Source organism: SAR324 cluster bacterium (assembly GCA_015232315.1).
Lineage (GTDB): Bacteria > SAR324 > SAR324 > SAR324 > NAC60-12 > JADFZZ01.
Genome location: JADFZZ010000011.1, coordinates 94970 through 113508, shown reverse-complemented (window position 1 = coordinate 113508; position 18539 = coordinate 94970). Strand labels below are relative to the sequence as shown.

Here is an 18539-nt window from a genome sequence, read left to right as displayed (position 1 = left end):
GATTATCGGCTTTTTGCTTTTTTAAAAAAATAGACCGCTTTTTCGATTTCTGGGGATGTGTTGTTTCGAGTTGGAAGGAAAATTCGTGTTAGATCTGCGCTGGTAATCATTTCACACATAATTGCTGAATTCTTGCTGTAAATTTTTCGGTGACGGCAACCGATTCAAGCCATCGCACGGTGTCATTCCGTGCTTGATACGGAATCCATCGGCGCACTCATCCCCGTTTTCACGGGGATGACATCGTGGCGAGCCACAGGATTTCATCACCAAATTAATTACAGCAGAAAATAATTATTTCAGGAACAGAGCAACTCCATTGACAGGAGTTGCGTGCATTGGTCAGGCTACGTGATAGATGGGGGTTGTGTTTAGGCAGGATGAAAAGATCAGTTTCAGAAAATCGGATTGAGTGACAATACCGATCAATTTCCCATTAGATTCCACTGGTAAACACCCGAATTTATTTTCCCACAGAATCTGGGCGGCTTCTTCCACAGAACATTCCGGGGAAACAGTGATGACATCCTGTTTCATGAAATCACAGACACAATTTGTGTTGTTTGCAAACTTGCTGATCTCGTTTGTTTTCAATTGTGCAAAAACACGCAGTTTGTCCAGATCCGAACGACTCATGACGCCAATCACGCGCTTTCCGGTATCCACGACAGGGAGGTGCCGAATGCCATATTTTTTCATCCAGGCATCCGCCAACTCAATGGTCTGGTCAGCATAAAGAGAGTAAACCTCAGATTTCATAATGTCTTTTACCAGCATGGGAACCTCGTATAGGTTAGGCCTGATCATTGTCCCCTTATCGCCAGGCGAGTTATGATGGCTCAAATTCCATCAATATTTGTTTAATCCATAAACTGCGAAAAACATGCCATGCTGAAAATATATTATTATCAAATCATTTCAATGAATTGGCGTGTGGATGTTCATCGCTGATAAAATCAGGTAGGCTGTCACAAGTGGAAATGTTACAATATGATATAATGAAGGGTTGTTTTTGAGGCATTTGTTAATAAATGTTAGATCATCATAATAAATCGCCCAATTTGTTATGTTATGTTATGTTTTTCAGGTCATATACCACAGATAATACACGGCCAAGGGGAATTGCAACCATTGTCACAGTCGTTTTCCCCAAGATTTATGTCACACCAGGTTGGGTTGTGGATTGTTGTTCACTTGATTGGTGGGTTTCACTTTGGCAACCGGCTTTGGTGAAACACGATTTCCGCGAGCTGTGATGGCTTTGACAGGTTGTTCATCCAGAGAAAACAGTTCCCTGGTTTTACGCGACCTGGCATTCTGGACCAAAAATACTTCAAGCATTATACCGCTACCCTTGCTGAAGTGAACGACGCCAGCACCTTTTTGGACGTCAAACAGGTGATAATCCTTGTCCAGAATATATTTTTCCACATGAAACCGTTTCGCATAGCAGATCTGATTGTCCGAGGCATAGTAAACCAGGTTATAGACCAATGCGGGATCGAGTTTTTCCACTAACATCACATCTTTGCCTAAAAACATTTTTTCAGGGATACGCACAATTTTGTACCGGCCATCCTTGAAAAAAATGATCAACCGGTCATAGGACGAACAAAGAATAGAGGAGTCTGTTTTGATTTCTGTGCCAAGATATCCTTCCTTTGTATCCCAGCCAACCTTGAGATCAACAGCCGCAATTTCACGAAGCTGAACCGACGCGAATTTTTCAATTCTGGTTTTCCGCGGATAATCCTTCCCATACTGTTTGAGAAGTTGTTTGAGATAATTGATGGTGTATTGTTTGACATCACGCAGTGATTTTTCCAGCGAGTCAATGGTCTGTGCCAGTTTTTCAAGTTCCTGCTGATTGTGCTGGATATCAAATTTTGACAATCGTTTGATCTGGATGGAAAGCAGTTTTTCCGCGTCTTCACGGGTAATTTCCTGTTCAAGTTCTTTCTGGAGTGGTTTCAGCGAAGTCCAGACCGTTTCAACAACCTCTTCGTAAGTTTCACACTTCTCAAGTTTCTGATAGATCTTTTGACTGATGAAATACATTTCGAGGCGTTTGTGGTGCCATTGCAGGCGGGTACGTTTGAGTGACAACCGCAGTTCCTGTTCCAAAATTTTCAGCAACTGATCCGTGTTGTATTTCAAAACATCAGACACGGATATCTGCACAGGTTGATTATTTTGAATCACCAGCAGGTTCACTGTGATAGAAACTTCACACAGCGTGAAGGCGTAAAGCGGTTTCAGCAGACTGGCCGCGGCCCCGGTCCGGCCTGTTTTTAATTCAATTTCAACCTGGTCGGTGGTGAAGTCGTTGATAGATGACAATTTAAATTTCCCCTTGTTGACAGCTTCCTGAACAGATTGAATCAGTGCTTCTGTCGTCACACCAAACGGGACTTCACGAATGACCAGTGTTTTGTCATCTACCACCTCAATCATGGCCCGCACCCTTATTTTGCCTGAACCCTCCTGATATGCGGAAACATCCATCTCTCCACCTGTCTGAAAATCAGGATAGAGCGCAAATGGTTTGCCCTGCAAATGCGCGATCTGAGCTTCAAGCACTTCGCAAAAATTGTGGGGCAGAATGCGTGTTGACATTCCCACCGCAATGCCTTCAGCCCCCAGAAGCAGTGTTGCCGGAATTTTACAGGGCAGTGTTACGGGTTCCTTGTTGCGGCCATCGTAGCTTTCAACAAACTGGGTCAATTCATCCTGAAACAGCACTTCCTTGGCCAAAGGCGTCAGTCTGGCTTCGATATACCGTGCGGCAGAGGCTGGATCTCCCGTAAAAATATTGCCAAAATTTCCCTGCTTTTCAATAAAGTATTCCTTGTTCGCCAGGACTACCAGCGCAGAGCCAATTGACGCATCGCCATGAGGATGCAACTTCATACATTCACCGATGACGTTGGCAACTTTATTGAATTTGCCGTCATCCATTTTCATCATGGTATAAAGAATACGCCGTTGTACCGGCTTTAATCCATCTTCAATATCTGGAATGGCCCTATCCTTGATGACATAGGAGGCATATTCCAGAAAGTTCTGATCCATCAGAGGTTTTAAGTAACGCATGGTGAGTTTTCCTGAAAATTATAGCGTGATTTTTTTAACACCGGTCATGTTGGTTTGCCGTGAAAGTTCCTGAACCAGGGATTCCGGCACATCCTCATCCACAAGAATTAGTGCCATTGCCTCACCTCCCCGGCGACTCCGTGAAAGCTCGAACTGGTTGATATTGATATTGTGCTGGCCCAAAAAGGTTCCAATCAGTCCAATCATTCCCGGACGATCGAGATTTGAGGTCACAAGGATTGTTCCTTCGGGATTGATTTCAAAAACAAAATCATTGACCAGCGTGATACGTGGATGGGGTCCGCTGAACACGACACCACCTATTTTGAAGACATGTTCCTGGCAGGATAAGGTACATTTGAGCGCGCTTTCGTAATCGGTGAAGCCCGTATCGGGTTCTTCCTCAATCCGCAGCCCGACACTTTCCGCACGTTGTTCCGCGTTCACATAGCTCACATAATCGTGGCTATGTTTCAGATAGCCTTTCAAGAAAGCCAGTTTGAGCAAGGAGCAATCTTCTTTGGCCAGTGTTCCCCGATATTTCATTTCCAGAAGTGTCGGCGCAAAATCAACGGACTGCGCCGCAAACGATCCAAGCTTTTCGGCCAATACCGTATAGGCTGTCATCAGGTTGCCCTGAAGCATACGGATCTGCGGCATGTTGACTGGATAATCCACCACTTCACCACGTAAAGCTCTCGGCACCTGAGAGGCCATGGATTCCGCAATGCGAATCTGGGCTTCAGTTGTTGAAGCGCCAATGTGCGGGGTCATGACCACTTGAGGAAATTCCCGGAAAGGATTTTTTTTGGGAGGTTCCACATCCCATGTATCAATACCGGCGGCACTTACGTGGCCAGACCGGAGGCCATCCAGCAAGGCGGTTTCGTCAATAATTCCACCCCGGGCCAGGTTGAGCAGGATCACTCCCTGTTTCATTTTTGAAATGCTGTTTCCACTGATCATTCCGGTGGTTTCCTTATTTTTCGGAGTATGAACCGAAATGATGTCCGCGGTCGAAATCAGGGTTTCCCAATCGGTTTTCTGAACATGATGCCGCTCAAATACTTCATCAGCGATATAGGGATCATAGGCCAGAACTTTCATGTCAAAGCCTCTGGCAAATTGTGCCACACGATGTCCGACATTCCCAAGTCCAACAATTCCGATCGTTTTCCCCATCAACTCAGTTCCGTTGAAGCGGTGGCGATCCCACTTGAGTTGCTGCATGTTTTCATGAGCGGGAATCACATTTCTGGTGGTTGCCAGCAGCAGCGCTACCGTCAGTTCGGCTGCGGAGTTTGTGTTTTTTCCCGGCGTATTGATCACCAGAATTCCTTTTTCAGTGGCATACTCAACATCAATATTGCCGATACCCACTGCGGCCCGTGCGATGACTTTAAGATTGGTTCCCCTGTCAATCAATTCACGGGTGATGGGAGTTTCAGAGCGACTGATGATGCAGTGATAATGTTCAATAATGTCCATCACCTGTTCGAATGGACAATCGGGCCGATAGTCGATCTGTAAATCAGATTCCCGGCCTAAGGCATCCAGTCCTGTAGGATGAATGGCGCCTGTAATCAATACCTGATACATATTATTTCAAAGTTAAAGGGGTTAGACTTGAGAGATTTGAAATCTGGCCTGGTAAAAAACTAGCGCACAGGATACAAAACAATTCTGGTACGAGTCAAAATATAAAGCGTGTGTCTGATTGAACGTATCCTGTGAACGGGTGAAACTTTTGGTTTCTGTCATCCTGAACGCAGTGAAGGATCTTATGCCACAGGTCAAGATTCCTCGCTACGCCCGGAATGACAAAATTCCAGATTTCTCATCCCAAGTATATCTTGATTTTATCGCGCAATCCCCAAAGCATGAGGAGCGTTCAGGAAATATGCAGATCATTGTTGACCCGTATCAGCATGCAATGGTCAATCTCAACTTATCGCACAAGGTTTAATCTATGAAAGCCTCGGTATACATCGCAACCAGTCTTGATGGTTTTATTGCCCGGAACAATGGTAGCCTGGACTGGTTACCGGGAAGTGACGGGAATCATGAGAATAACTCTGAAGATTATGGATTCCAGAAATTTATGGATTCTGTGGATGTTCTGGTGATGGGTCGCAAAACCTATGAAATGGTACTTTCTTTTGGCCAGTGGCCATATGGAACCAAACGTGTTGTTGTGCTCAGTAAAACACTCGCACAAATATCAGAAACATTGCCGCAAACCGTAGAGTTGAAATCCGCATCGCCCGCAGAACTGTTCCAGGAATTGAGAACCTCAGGGGCAAAACATATTTATGTGGATGGCGGCAGTACCATTCAGGGCTTTCTCAGAGCTGGACTCATTCATGAAATCACCATCACTCGAGTTCCAGTCCTGATTGGCAGTGGTATTCCCCTGTTTGGGGCTATCGAAAAAGATTTGCCGTTGAAACATATTGAAACCCGTTCGTTTGATAGCGGTTTTGTTCAAAGCAGATATGCCTTGCCCACAAAGCGCTGAATGAAAACAGGTATTTGAACAGTACATTTGAGCGACACCATTATGCATATTCGAAATATCGATTTGAACCTGTTTGTGGTGTTTGACGCCATCTATTCAGAGAGCAATGTCACACGGGCCGCTGATATCCTGCATTTGACACAACCGGCAGTCAGCCATGCCCTTGCCCGGTTGAGGACCCTGTTTGATGATCCGTTGTTTATCAGGGTGGGCAACAATATGGCACCCACTCCGCTTGCTAAAAATCTGATCCATTCCATTCGTGGTTCTCTGAAAAATCTTCAGACGACGTTATCTCAACCCAATCGTTTCAATCCGGCTGACGCACGGAAACTTTTTGTTCTGGGAATGAGAACTGTCATGGAAGCCATAGCGCTGCCCAAACTCATGAATATCATTGAACTTCAGGCCCCGGGAGTGGATCTGGTGAGTTGCCGGATTTCGCGCAGGGATCTTGAACGGGAACTGATGTCAGGGACGCTGGATCTTGCGCTGGATGTTCTGATTCCGGTCGGAGCTGAAATTCAATGTTGTCCCCTCGCACAAAGTCGTCTGGCGATTTTAGCTAGGCCGGAGCATCCGTTTTTTTCCACACCCACACTGGAAACCTATCTGGAACATCGTCATGTGCTGGTTTCTTCGAGAAAAAGCGGACCCGGGCTGGAGGATTTTGAACTGAGCAGGCTAGGGCTCAAACGCAGGATTGGACTCAGAGCCCAGAATTATCTGGCAGGGGCAATGGTGGTTGCTGAAACAGCGATGCTCATGACTGTGCCGGAATTTTATGCCAACTTTATCACCTCACGGTTTCCGCTCAAACAATGGCCGTTTCCTGTTGAAGCCGCCAGGCTGGAAATCGCTATGTACTGGCACAGTGCCGCGGAGTTTGATCCGGCAAACCGCTGGATGCGCGAACAGTTGGTCGCAATTATGGGAGAGCCTCATGAATTGATTTCGTCAACCATAGAGACGGTGCCGACAACATTTACACATGCGTAATCGCCTAAGACGATTTCAAGGGAAGCCAGCACAAGAACGTAGCACCTTCTCCATTTCCGCCGGGATTTTCCAGTTCGATATCGCCTTTGTATTTCTGCATCATTCGCTGACTGAACGTCAATCCCAGTCCAGTGCCTTCACGTTTGCCTTTGGTTGTGAATCGGCTCCCAAAGATTTTTTGCGCAATTTCAGCAGGAACACCGGGACCATTGTCAATCACCCGAATTTCCATCCGTTCCGGCGTCTGGCGTGTCGTGATACGGATTTCTCCATTTTTTTCCATGGCCTGCATGCCATTTTTGGCAAGATTGTGCAGAACCTGGACGAGTTCGTTTTCATCAATCATAATGTTGGACTGATGCTGCAAGTCGAGAACCATGGTCATGTGCCGTTTTTCCAGGCCATGTTCCATCAATTCCCTGACCATCAGAATCGGACTTTTGATATCAATGGACTCTACACTGCTTTCCACACGGGAAAGTTCTCGCAGATTGTTGATGATGAGAATCACCCGTTTGAGTTGTTTGAGGAAGAATTCCAGAGACTGGTCGGTGACATCCACACCTTTGACGAGATTGTCCAGATCCTCCACCAGCAAGGGCGTATCACTGTCTTCCACGCATTTCCGGAAGGAATTGATCAATCCATCCAATCCTGACTGGTTGTATTCTTTCTGCCATTCATGAATGATCAGCTTGAGCAGTTGAAAATCACTTTCTTCATCCACGAGATACTGAAGCCGCGACATGATGGAGGTGATGGGATTCAACACCTCATGCACGATCATCGCTACAGATTCGCCTGCGGTAACGAGACGGAGGGTCGAATTCAGTTCATGGTCCTTGGACTCAATAACCTGGCGTAGCTTTTGGTTTTCTTCAGTCAGAGCTTCAATCTGCTGTTCCAGAGAAACGTTTTGTTCAGTCACTGTTCACCTTTTGGTTACGATTGTGGAGTCCAACGAATATTTACAAAAGTAAAATCATCTTCGCGTGGCAGATCAGGTCTAAATGCGTCAGCGGTTTTCACAATATTTTCAATAAACTGCTGAGGTGGTAAATCCCCATATTCCGCACAGGTAGCCAAAATACGTTCATAACCAAATTCTTCACGTTCCGCGTTTTTGTGTTCTTCCAAGCCATCCGTGAATACCAGCAGATGGTCTCCCGGTTGAAGTTTATGTCGGGCTTCCTCATATTTCCCACCGTTGAACATCCCCAGAATCATACCGGTTGGACCTTCCATGACCTCAAATTTCCCTTTTTTTCCATACACAGGAAAAGGATGGGCTGAGTTGGCAGACACCATTTCACCGGTCAACAAATCCAGAATTCCATAAAAAATGGTCACAAAATTTCCTCTTGGATAATTGCCTTCCACTTTGTCATTCACTTGTTCCAGGACTGTGCCCGGGGATGAGCCGGTTTTGGCGACATCCCGGAACATCGCACGGGTGATTGCCATGATACAAGCCGCACTGGGACCATGTCCTGAGGCATCCGCCACCGCAATCCCCAGCTTGTTGTCAGGCAATTCAATGAGATCATAATAATCACCGCCACCGCCAAGATCAACACAGGTCTGGTAGTAGGCCGAGACTTCCAGATTGGGATGTTTGGGCAGACGATGAGGCAAAAGATCTCGCTGGACAATGGCCACTTTTTCCAGTTCCGCGTTCAATTGTTCAGTTCGTTGCTTGACCAGTGATTCCATATGGGTGCTGTAATCTTCAACTTCCCGTCTTAAATTCCAGCTACGCATCATGTTGGCGGCCAATTGCTTGATCTCACCATCGTTGAATGGTTTGTTCAGATACAGCCACATGGATTGATCGTCAAAAAACTCCCGGATCTCTTTCGGGTCACGGTCCGCATATGCGGTAACAATCACGCAGGTGATCCTGGAATCAATCTGCCTGATCTGTTTAATGGTTTCCGCACCATCAATGCCGCCCGGCATGATCATATCGAAAAATCCCATTCCGATGGGATCACCTTTTGCCAGTTGTTCCTTGAAAATTTCAACAGCCCGTTCTCCGGATTCCGCAAAAAACAGATTATATTCCGGTTTTTCAGAACCTCCGCCGGTACGTGCCATCCGCCGGGAAGAGCGTTGTTGCGATGGTGCGAGAATGGTTTTGTAGGCATCACGGATGCTGTCTTCATCATCCACAAATAGTATGTTTCTGTTTTGACTCATGGCAGGATATCCTTACATGAAATGTTGGTGATCAAGCAAATTGGCCAAGGTTATCAAAAAGCTTGTTTTTCCTTATCTGGTGAATAAACATTCAATAATCATTTACCATTTATCCCTTACAATAAAGGCTTATGCGAGTGCAAGAGAGAATTGAAGGAAAATTAAAAAATCATTTCAGTCCCACCCATCTGGAAGTTCATAATGAAAGTCACAAACACCATGTGCCTCCCGGTTCAGAGTCGCATTTCAAGGTGATTGTGGTTTCTGAGAAGTTTGCCGGACAACGTCTGAAAGACAGACATCAGCAGGTTTACACCTGTCTTGCGGAGGAAATGTCGGGGCAGATCCATGCGCTTGCGATTCAGGCAAAAACCCTGGAGGAATGGAACCGATCCTCACAACAGTTTGAAACTCCAAACTGTCTTGGTGGCAGCAAACATGACCCGGTCACACCAGCAGCATTGAAACATTGACGGAATTCCATGCAGATCGAAATCGAACAACTTCCTTAGTTGCTGGACTTTGAACATTATCGTTTCCTCATTCTTTACTCAAGAGTTGTAAGTTTTCAGTTATCAGCCTTCAGCTTTTTGTAAGTCATTGAAATTAAAAATTTCCTAAACATCAAAAAATTTAATAAAAACTGAGAACTGAAAGCTGAGAACTTACCACTGTCGAGTTCTTTATAAATTTTAATCAGAATGTTCAAAGTCCAGAATGATCAGGAAGTACCTTCATTTTGTCATGACCATAACAGATGCCCGATCTTTCAAAATTTCCACCATACGATCATCATAGCCCACCGCACCACACCTTGAAATTTCGACATGAGGCCACGTTTCACGCAGGCGTTCCAAGGCTTCGGTTAATTTTTGTTTGATGTGTGAGCTTTCAAACAGAAAATAGGGTAATACCTTGAGTTTTAAATAGCCATCCGCTACAGCGTGGGCCACAGCATCGTTGGTAGACGGACTAAGAAATTCCTCAAAGCCGACATAGACCGCTGTCTGCAACGCGTCTGAAAGTTTTTCCTGATATTGCCACAAAACCCTTGAATCATCGGGATTTCGGGTGCCATGTGCGACCAGAATGATGGCTTCCTTTGAATCTGTTGAAAATTGCGTCATTAAACCTTTATGAATACCTCAGTGATTATTAAAATTCCGGGTGGCATTTTGATTCTGAACGGACTCAGTATGCTTCTCCCCCTGCCTGTCAGTTTGTGGACCCATGATGGCAGTTTTCTGGTATTTGTCTCATGTGGCAGCCTTGGATTGCTGCTGGGTGGAACTCTGTGGAAACTGGGGAAAACACATCATTCCATGAGTTTTCGTGAAGCCAATCTCAGCTTGATTCTGTCATGGTTGACCGTTGTGGGATTTTCATCCTTGCCGTTTCTTTTTCTTGGAAATTTTTCTTTCACCAATGCATGGTTTGAAAGCATTTCCGCGGTTACAACGACTGGTTTCACCATCACAAATCCTGAATCCTTGACTCCCGGACTCAGCTTCTGGCGCGGTTTTCTTCAATTCCTTGGCGGTGGCATGGTCTTGAGCATGTTTCTGCTGTTTATGCCGGCATTGGGCATCATGCCCGATCTTTCCATCTATAAACCCGATTCCAGTATCCGTAGCCACACCATGTTCAGGTTGTCACCTGATCTGATCAAAAATCTCGTTCTGCTCTGGATCATTTATGTCGGCCTTGTGTTACTAGAGTTTTTCCTGTTATGGCTTGCTGGAATGGAACTGCTTGACGCCATCGGTCATGCATTCGGAACGTTGTCTACCACTGGTTCTCCCTTAAAACAAGAAAGTGTCAAAAATTTTAGTCCGGCCATTCAGTGGATTATCACTGTCTTCATGATACTTGGTGGAGGCAATTTTTTGCTATACACATCATTGGTTCAGAAAAATTTTATTAAAATCGGACAATGTTCAGAATTATACTGGTATCTGGGTATTTTGGGTGGAATGAGCCTCATTGTCACACTGGTTTTGCTCAACACCGACGGGTTTTCCCTGGAGTCAGGGATCAGAGCCGCGTCTTTTCAGACAGTCTCAATCATGACCTCCACAGGCTATGTCACCCAAGACTACCAGTTATGGCCGCAAAATGTTCAAGCGCTTTTGTTTCTGGCGATGTTTACCGGTCGTTGTCTGGGGTCTACCGGAAGCGGAATCAGGATTATTCATATGGTGATTCTCTTGCAATATCTGCTTTCCACAGGGAAAAGAGTGCTACAACCTTTGGCTATTGCGCCTATCCGCACCGGAGGAAAAACTCTGGATTCAGAACTTTTATACAATATTCTGGGATTTGTGGCGGCGCACCTGTTTCTGGTAGTGGTTGGTGGAATGTTGTTATCCTGGGTGGATGATATGAATTATATCAGTGCTTTTTCCAGATCCATTTCATCCCTGTGGAATCTTGGTGTTGGTTTCAATGAGGCCGGTCCGTTTTTGTCACAGAATGAAGTCTCGAGTTTTGGGAAATGGATTATGGGTGGTTGGATGCTGTTGGGACGTCTTGAAATCATTCCGTTTATGCTATTGCTTCACCCCCCCTTCTGGAAACGGCAGGGTTCCTCCTTTTAGCAAAAAAAACGGAGATCCCAACAGAGGTGGTATCTCCGCAAATCCAGTCTTTTTTCCAGAAGACAAAAAATCAGGATCGTTTGGAATATTTTTCAATTTTTTGTTCAAGCTCCTGTTTGTAAACCACCCAGTGATCCAGCACTTTTTCCATTTGCTCAAGGCCATGACTCAAGCTATTGGCAAAAGTATTGAAGCTGAAGCCACCAGCAAAAACCAAAGTGACTACAAACAAAATCAACGCCTGTCTCATCTTCCGCAAGGGTTTGCTTCCTGCCGCCTCACGGGCTTCGTGCATCTGTACTATCGTGTCTAGATCATCCAGTAAATTTCCTGTATGTTCCATAATTCCCTTTAACTTATATTGTACGATTGGATGGATGTTCAGTGGTGTGAAACCACCATCCAGATAAACAAATCGAAGTATAAAGGCAATCGAAAAATAATTTTTTCCAAACTTTTTGCTAACAATTAAATACCGCCAAACTCTTACAGGACTTCAAAAAAATCATACTCAAATTTATTCCATTGTGTTCCTTGCCTATCTTTTAATATTTGTTACATGATTATGAGAAACTGGCCACAACTCATGCTACGAGCCTAAATTGTAATTGAATTCGTCCTCCAGAGTTATTTTTCTATGTTTGTTCATCCGGATTATGAGATTCACGAACTGATCAACGAAAGCAGTCATTCTGAAGTCTTTCGCGCTGTCAGAAAACAAGACAGCCTCAGTGTGATTCTCAAGCGACTCAAGGGGGAACATCCTTCGGCTGACGCGGTGGCACGCTTCAAAAATGGTTATGACCTGCTGGCTAAAAACCAGATGGAAGGTGTCATTCAGGTTTTTGGGCTGGAGCCTGTCAACAACACCTGGATGATTGTTTTTGAAGACTTCGGCGGGATTTCTCTGGCCGATCTTCTGAACAGGCCTCGTCAGGATCTTTCCGCTCTGCTGAACATTGGCGCGCGTATTGCGGAGACGCTCGACCGGTTGCACCGTCGTCGGTTGATCCACAAGGATATCCAACCGTCAAACATCCTCTGGAAATCTGAGACAGGAGAAATCCGTCTGATTGATTTTGGGTTGGCAAGCCAGTTGTCACGGGAAGTTGCCTCAATGCTCAATCCCAATCAGTTGGAAGGTTCGCTGGTGTATATTTCACCGGAACAGACCGGGCGTGTGAATCAAAGCATTGATCACCGCACAGACCTTTATTCGCTGGGAATGGTCCTGTATCATCTTGCTACAGGCAGAGTCCCTTTTTTAACCAGCGACCCTCTCGAACTGGTGCATTGCCATCTGGCTCAGGTGCCACCATCCCCACAACAGTTGAATCATAATATTCCTGAAGTTTTGTCTGCCATTATCCTCAAACTGCTTGAAAAATCTCCGGACCGTCGCTACCAGACAGCCTCCGGACTGCTGTCCGATCTGAATCAGTGTCTGGAATCTCTGGAACAGCATGGAATCCTGGTGTCGTTTGAACCCGGAATTCATGACCTTTCCGAACAACTCAGACAGACGCAACCCTTTTATGGCCGGGAACGTGAAGAAGCCACTCTGTCAGACGCACTCACACGGGTGGTTCAGGGAGCCTTTGAAACTATCTTGCTGGAAGGTCCACCGGGACTTGGAAAAACCAGTCTGCTGGACACACTGGAACGGCACTCCATGGAACAGCATTGCCTCAGTGTCAGAATTAAATTTGATTCGCTCAGGCATCACATCCCCTATGCCGGAATTTTGAACGGATTTCAGGAGTTGATCCGGCAGTTGAATTCACAAAATGAAGACAGTGTGATTCGCTGGAAACAACGCCTCAACAAAGCACTGCGCCCCAATGCACAGCTCCTGATGGAGGTGATTCCCGAACTGGCGACACTGCTGGGGCCCCAGCCTGATGTGCCTGAAATGCCAGCTCGTGAATCGGCCAATCGATTCATGTGGGTCATGCTTAATTTCATTCAGACCTTCTGCCGTAAGGAAAATCCACTGGTCCTGTTTCTGGATGATGCCCACTATGCGGACGGTGCGTCACTCAGGTTGCTTCTGCAACTGGTCCGGAATCCGTTGCTCCAGCATCTGCTGGTTGTGCTGACCTATTGCCAGCCGGAACCTTCGGAAGATTCTGTGTTTGCGCAATTTTCTGAAAAAATTTCTTCACGTGAAGGTGCGATCACGCGTTTGGTATTACCACTGCTGGACAAGGAACAAACCGGAAAAATGATTCGGGATATGCTCAGTTCCACCTCTCAGAACATCCAACCGCTTACAGCCATCTGTTATCAGAAAACAGGAGGAAACCCGTTTTTTCTGAAACAGTTTCTGCAAAATCTGCATGAAGAAAAAATCATATTTTTTGATCAGAAACTGAAACAGTGGTCCTGGGATCCGGAACTGTTGAGACGGCATCCGGTGACAGAAAACATCATGGAGTTTCTGCTCCAGAAAGTTCATAAGCTTCCCGAATCATCCCGACGGATTTTGCAACGGATTTCATGCATCGGCGACCATTTTGATTTTGGCCTGCTGGAAGTGATCAGTCATGAACCACCTGAAACCTTGCGGGCGGTACTGAAAGAAATGACACAGGAAGAATTGCTTTTGCCTGTGGTGCATGCCTTCAAGGAACTGGGAGAATCACGCTCATGGGAAGGTTTTCGCGGAGATTCCGTTTCAAGTGTCTCCTTCCATGCCGAATATCAGTTTACGCATCCCCGGATCAGGGAAATGGTTTATGCCATGCTGACAGATTCTGTACGGAAACAGATTCATCTGGAAATCGGCTGGTGGCTTCTGGAAAATATGAATCTCAAGGAACCGGGCGATGAACTGTTTGATGTGGTCAATCACCTGAATCTCGGGCGTGCGCTCATCAGTGACAGTGCGCAAAAATTACGTCTGGCGGAACTCAACTGGCAGTCAGGGCAGAAAATGAAATTTGCCGCGTCGCTTCAGCCACAGAACAATTATTTTCAGATCGGGCTGGAAATGCTGGAACCCGGATGCTGGGAAACACATTATTCCCTGACGCTGGGGCTTTATGAAGAAACCGCGGAGATTGCCGCGTCCAATCATGATTTTTCCCGTGAGGAATGGTTGACAGACCAGATTATCGATCATGCCCGAAATCTGCTGGATGAGGTCAGAGCTTATGAAATTCGTATCCAGTCGTATGTTTCACAAAATAAAATGAAAGAAGCCATTACCTCGGCTCTTCTGATTCTGGCAAGGTTGGAAATAAAACTGCCTGAACATCCAAAAAAAATCCATGTGGTGAATGCTTTCATGAGAACCAAACGGATTCTTGCCGGGAAAACGACCGGGGAACTTCTGAACCTTCCAGAAACAACCGATCCGCATAAACTGGCGGCGGCCCGTATTGGTTCAAAGCTTGCGTTTGCGGCGTTTGTGGCCGCGCCGGAATTGTTGCCCCTGTTGGTGTTTGATCGGGTGTGTTCCTCCATCATTTATGGAAATACGCCGTTGTCGGCCTATGGTTATGCGGCGTATGGTATGATTCTGTGTGGTCCGCTGGGGGAAATCAACTCTGGCTATGAATTTGGCCAATTGGCCTTGAACCTCATGGATCAATTCCCTTCGGCGGAAATCAGACCCGGCATTCTGTTTATTGTCAACACCTGTATTGTGCCCTGGAAACAGCATGTGCGGGATACCATGGCACCCTTGCTGGAAGCCTGGCAACTTGGCATAGAAACCGGAAATTTTGAATATGCGGCACTGGCGGCCATGAGTTACTGCGTTCATGCCTATCTGGCGGGAAAAGAACTGAACACGCTGGAACAGGAAATGAAACGTTATGCGGATTCCCTGCGTCAGATCCGGCAAGATACTATTCTGCAATTTCATCAGATTGGCATGCAGGCTGTCTCGAATCTGCTCACCAATCACACCACGCCCTGGATGCTGACAGGAGATCACTTCAACGAAGAAACGATGATTTCCTACTACGAGAAAATACACAATCATGTCGCGTTGAGTATTGTCTACATCAACAAACTCGTCCTCGCGTATATGTTCGGACATCATGCCGAAGCACTGGAATGGTGCAAACAAACCAAGAAATATCTGGAGTCCGGGGTTTCAATTCATACCATTCCAATTTTTTACATGATCGATTCCCTGATAAAACTGGCAGTCTATGCTGACGGCTTGTCCAACAGCGCCACCCCCAGAATGCATCTGCTGCATTATGTGCCATCCAATCAGCGGAAGCTCAAAAAATGGGCCGATCATGCCCCTCAGAATTTCATGCATCGTTATCTGCTGGTTGAAGCCGAACGGGCCGCTGTTGCCGGAAAAAACAAAAAAGCGATGGAACTTTATGATGAGGCCATTGAAACAGCCACCACGCATCAGTATCTTCAGGATGCGGCTGTTGCCAATGAAAGGGCCGCCCGGTTTTATCTGAAAAACGGCAATGAAAAAATTGCCAGAATTTATTTGCAGGAAGCACGCTACGGCTTTGAAAAATGGGGCGCATCCGCCAAAGTCACTCATTTGCGAAACACTTATCCTGATCTGCTCACTCTCGGGAGAGCCGCACCTCAATCCGCTGAAGAAAACCAATCCATGGAATCGCTCGATCTGGTGTCTGTCATGAAAGTGACACAGGTCTTGTCCGGAGAAATCAATCTGCATGTTCTGCTCCAGAAAATGATGGCCATCATGATTGAAAACGCTGGCGCCCAACAAGGTGCTCTTTTGCTGAACATGGATGGTGAGTGGCAGATTGTTTCCAGAGGTGTGCTGGAACAGAATCAGGTCCATGTGTCACAGATGCAGACACGTTACGACCACCAGTCCAGTCAGAATCCATTTCCCTCAACCGTGGTGGATCATGTGATTCAGACCCGCACCCCCGTAGTGCTGGATCATGCCACCAACCATGGCTCCTTCACCGATCACGAATATGTGCTGGCAAACAAGGTTCAGTCTGTTTTGTGCCTGCCGTTGTTGTATCAGGGGAGCCTGACAGGTGTTCTGTATCTGGAAAATAATCTGGTTGCGGGAGTCTTTCATGAAAACAGACTGAAAATGCTGCGTTGGATCTCGGCACAGATTGCCATCTCCCTGGAAAACGCCCGACTTTACAAAACGGTGCAGGATTCGCTCAGTCATCAGATGCGCCTCACTCAGGCTTACAGCCGGTTTGTGCCGGATGAATTTCTCAATGTTCTTGGCAAGGAAAGCATTGTTGATGTGGAGCTGGGAGATCAGGTTGAAAAAGAAATGAGCATTCTGTTTTCTGACATACGTGATTTCACCTCGCTTTCTGAGCGAATGACACCCCGTGAAAATTTTGATTTTATCAATCTGTTTCTAGGGCAGATGGAACCTGTGATCAGGGAACATTCAGGCTTCATTGATAAATATATTGGAGACGCCATCATGGCTCTGTTTCCAACCAATGCTGACGATGCGGTCAGAGGCGCAAACGCCATGCTCAGAAAACTGGTTTTGCTCAATCATCTTCGCAACCGCACAGGGCAACCACCGATCCGCATCGGCATAGGCCTCAACACAGGCCGACTCATGCTGGGAACCGTTGGCGGGAAAAAACGGATGGATGGAACGGTCATCAGCGATGCGGTCAATCTGGCGGCAAGACTGGAAAATCTGACCAAAACCTATGGAGCCTCCCTGCTGATCAGCGAATACACGTTTTCACGTTTGAAAAATCCCTCTGTGTATATGGTTCGCATCATTGACAAGGTTCGTGTGAAGGGGAAAAACATCGCGGTGAGTGTGTTTGATGTGTTTGATGCGGCACTGCCAGAAGTTCAGGAGCGTAAACAGGCCACCCTCAAACGGTTTGAAACGGCGATTTCCCATTTTTATCTGCGGGAATTCAAGGAAGCCAGGGAACTGTTTCTGTCCTGTCATGCGGAAGACAACAAGGATAAAGCCACCTCCATCTATCTCGAACGTTGCGATCAGTGCCTCAAGCATGGGGAACTGGTGTTCAACAATGGAATTTTTGAATTTCAAACCAAATAACATACAGGGCGACCCGCCGGTCGCCCCTACATCAAGGATGTACCCAAACAAAATACGCAGGGGCGACCCGCCGGTCGCCCGAATATCAGGATGTACCCAAACAAAATACGTAGGGGCGACCCGCCGGTCGCCCGAATATCAGGATGTACCCAAACAAAATACGTAGGGGCGACCCGCCGGTCGCCCGAATATCAGGATTTGCCCAAACAAAATACGTAGGGGCGACCCGCCGGTCGCCCGAATATCATTTTTAACAGGGTTTTTATGTCCGAGAATATTTCTTCATCAGAAAACCGGTTATCCTGGATGCAGAAAACGGGTGTTTCGCCTGCAACTTTGAAAAATCCCGGCAATCCACAGGGGCACAGCACCATTATTTCGCTGGTTCAAACCAAAGGCGGAACAGGCAAAAGCACGCTGGCACGCTGTCTGGCTTATTCGCGAACCTTTCAGGAACAGTTCCAGTCTATCGCTCTGGTTGAACTGGATCCTCAGGGAACTCTCAAAGACTGGTATGATCAGCGACCGCAGGAATTGCGTCAGCAAAACCGCATCTGTGTATTCCAGTTGCTGACCTTGGATCAGGCTGAAATGGAGCGTGAGATCCATGCGTTGAAACAGGAATATGGATTATTGATCCTGGACTTGCCCGGTGAATCCACCGCAAAATTCGCAACCCAGTTTGCTATGGCCGTCAGTGACAAGATAGTGGTCCCCATGCGTTACAGTGCTCCGGACTTTCAGAGTTTTGCCAAACATTTACAGCCATTGATCCTGCGACAATCGTGCAATTCCTCAGGCGACGCCACCCGGTTTCTGATCATTCCGACCTTTGTGCATCCCAACACCAATCCACAACTGTTGCATGCTGAATTTGAAAAAATACTTCCCCACACTGTCGAATGTCTGAAATATTACTTGCCACTACGAAGTGTTTATGAAAACTACTCATGGGCCAGCCGAACACTTCATGAATATGCCCGTACAGTAAAAACCAATTCACGGGAACATGATCAGGCAGCCAAAGCAATTCATGATGTGGAAATGATCGCCAGAACACTGTTATCATCACACAGACAGAACCACATGAACCCTGAAATATCATAAACTC

Annotated in this window: 14 protein-coding genes; 7 read left to right on the top strand and 7 right to left on the bottom strand. The window is 46.4% G+C overall.

Going from position 1 to position 18539, the window contains the following annotated elements:
• Positions 1-342: 342 nt before the first annotated feature.
• The 3 genes from HQM11_10070 to HQM11_10060 all read right to left on the bottom strand — a co-directional run bounded on the left by HQM11_10070 (position 343) and on the right by HQM11_10060 (position 4692).
• Positions 343-759, bottom strand: coding sequence for a CBS domain-containing protein (locus tag HQM11_10070; GenBank protein MBF0351367.1), 417 nt, complete (start codon positions 757-759; stop codon positions 343-345).
• 402 nt (positions 760-1161) lie between these two features.
• Entirely contained in the window at positions 1162-3093 is a 1932-nt protein-coding gene (locus HQM11_10065; protein ID MBF0351366.1) for a DNA topoisomerase IV subunit A, read from the bottom strand.
• 18 nt (positions 3094-3111) lie between these two features.
• On the bottom strand, positions 3112-4692 hold the full coding sequence (locus HQM11_10060; GenBank protein ID MBF0351365.1) for a phosphoglycerate dehydrogenase: 1581 nt from the start codon (positions 4690-4692) through the stop codon (positions 3112-3114).
• A gap of 184 nt (positions 4693-4876) precedes the next feature.
• Between HQM11_10060 and HQM11_10055 the strand changes: the two genes are divergently transcribed.
• The 3 genes from HQM11_10055 to HQM11_10045 are packed head-to-tail and all read left to right on the top strand — an operon-like array spanning position 4877 to position 6610.
• Positions 4877-5059 (top strand): hypothetical protein, encoded by a 183-nt coding sequence (locus tag HQM11_10055; GenBank protein ID MBF0351364.1) that lies wholly within the window; start codon positions 4877-4879, stop codon positions 5057-5059.
• A 3-nt stretch (positions 5060-5062) separates the two neighbouring features.
• Positions 5063-5611 (top strand): dihydrofolate reductase, encoded by a 549-nt coding sequence (locus HQM11_10050; GenBank protein MBF0351363.1) that lies wholly within the window; start codon positions 5063-5065, stop codon positions 5609-5611.
• Between the two features lie 42 nt (positions 5612-5653).
• Positions 5654-6610: a LysR family transcriptional regulator gene (locus HQM11_10045; GenBank protein ID MBF0351362.1), complete on the top strand. Its 957-nt coding sequence runs from the start codon at positions 5654-5656 to the stop codon at positions 6608-6610.
• Positions 6611-6614: 4 nt separating this feature from the next.
• Here the strand turns inward: HQM11_10045 and HQM11_10040 are convergent, their stop codons facing one another.
• Positions 6615-7538: a GHKL domain-containing protein gene (locus tag HQM11_10040; protein ID MBF0351361.1), complete on the bottom strand. Its 924-nt coding sequence runs from the start codon at positions 7536-7538 to the stop codon at positions 6615-6617.
• Positions 7539-7552: 14 nt separating this feature from the next.
• A complete protein-coding gene (locus HQM11_10035) occupies positions 7553-8809 on the bottom strand; it encodes a fused response regulator/phosphatase (protein MBF0351360.1) in 1257 nt (418 codons plus the stop codon).
• A gap of 131 nt (positions 8810-8940) precedes the next feature.
• Between HQM11_10035 and HQM11_10030 the strand changes: the two genes are divergently transcribed.
• Positions 8941-9282, top strand: coding sequence for a BolA/IbaG family iron-sulfur metabolism protein (locus tag HQM11_10030; GenBank protein ID MBF0351359.1), 342 nt, complete (start codon positions 8941-8943; stop codon positions 9280-9282).
• 261 nt (positions 9283-9543) lie between these two features.
• Here HQM11_10030 and HQM11_10025 read toward each other — a convergent pair whose 3' ends face one another.
• Complete coding sequence (locus HQM11_10025) at positions 9544-9936, bottom strand: CbiX/SirB N-terminal domain-containing protein (protein MBF0351358.1); 393 nt, start codon at positions 9934-9936, stop codon at positions 9544-9546.
• A gap of 9 nt (positions 9937-9945) precedes the next feature.
• Between HQM11_10025 and HQM11_10020 the strand changes: the two genes are divergently transcribed.
• Positions 9946-11406 (top strand): TrkH family potassium uptake protein, encoded by a 1461-nt coding sequence (locus HQM11_10020; protein MBF0351357.1) that lies wholly within the window; start codon positions 9946-9948, stop codon positions 11404-11406.
• Between the two features lie 70 nt (positions 11407-11476).
• Here HQM11_10020 and HQM11_10015 read toward each other — a convergent pair whose 3' ends face one another.
• Positions 11477-11749 carry a hypothetical protein gene (locus HQM11_10015; GenBank protein ID MBF0351356.1) on the bottom strand — a complete coding sequence of 91 codons (273 nt, stop codon included), beginning with the start codon at positions 11747-11749 and terminating at the stop codon, positions 11477-11479.
• Between the two features lie 294 nt (positions 11750-12043).
• Here HQM11_10015 and HQM11_10010 point away from each other — a divergent pair, with 294 nt between their 5' ends.
• On the top strand, positions 12044-17428 hold the full coding sequence (locus HQM11_10010; protein ID MBF0351355.1) for an AAA family ATPase: 5385 nt from the start codon (positions 12044-12046) through the stop codon (positions 17426-17428).
• A gap of 264 nt (positions 17429-17692) precedes the next feature.
• Positions 17693-18535, top strand: coding sequence for a ParA family protein (locus tag HQM11_10005; GenBank protein MBF0351354.1), 843 nt, complete (start codon positions 17693-17695; stop codon positions 18533-18535).
• The last annotated feature ends 4 nt before the right edge of the window (positions 18536-18539 follow it).